The following is a 722-nucleotide window of genomic DNA, read 5'->3' as shown; positions in this document are numbered from 1 at the left end:
TCGTGCGGCGCGGCGCGCAGGAAGGCGTGGGCGCGTGACGCGCGTCGTGACCGTCACGCTCAACCCGGCCCTCGACGTGACGGTCCGCGCGGACGGCTGGCGTCCGGGCGAGGTGAACGCGGGGCAGTCGCTGCAGTGGGACGCGGGCGGCAAGGGCGTGAACGTCGCGTCCTTCCTCGCGGATCACGGCCTCGACGTGACCGTCACGGGCCTGCTCGGTGACGAGAACCCCGAGCGCTTCGAGAGTCTCTTCCGCCTCAAGGGGATCCGTGACGCCTGCCTGCGGGTGCCCGGCGCCACCCGCGTCGGCGTGAAGCTCGTGGACGGCGCGGTGCAGACCACCACGGACATCAACCTGCCCGGCCTCGTCGCGAGCGGGGACGACCTCGCCCGGATCGAGGGGACGCTCGACGCCCTCGCGACGGACCATGACGTGTTCGTGCTCGCCGGGAGCCTTCCGCCCGGTCCGAGGGCGGACACGTACGCGCGTCTCACCGCCCGTCTGCACGCCCTGGGGCGGGAGGTCGCGGTGGACACCAGCGGCGACGCGCTGCGCGCGGTCCTCGCGGCGGACGTGCTGCCCGACCTGCTCAAACCGAACGTCCACGAACTGAGCTCGGCGCTGGGCCGTCCCCTGACCGACGAACGGGACGTCCTCGCCGCCGCGCGCGAGCTCACTGCGCGCGGCGCGCGGCTCGTGGCGGTCTCCCAGGGCGAGCGGG

1 protein-coding gene is annotated in these 722 nt (G+C 74.4%); it reads left to right on the top strand.

The window, feature by feature from the left end; translation table 11 throughout:
- Nucleotides 1-34: 34 nt before the first annotated feature.
- A partial coding sequence (locus DEIPI_RS39985) for a 1-phosphofructokinase family hexose kinase (RefSeq protein ID WP_045234415.1) occupies nt 35-722 on the top strand: 688 nt, incomplete at its 3' end.

The sequence above is a fragment of the Deinococcus pimensis DSM 21231 genome (assembly GCF_000519345.1).
Taxonomy (GTDB): domain Bacteria; phylum Deinococcota; class Deinococci; order Deinococcales; family Deinococcaceae; genus Deinococcus_A; species Deinococcus_A pimensis.
The sequence above is the reverse complement of the archived record's forward strand: the minus strand, read 5'-3'. Positions and strand labels throughout refer to the sequence as shown.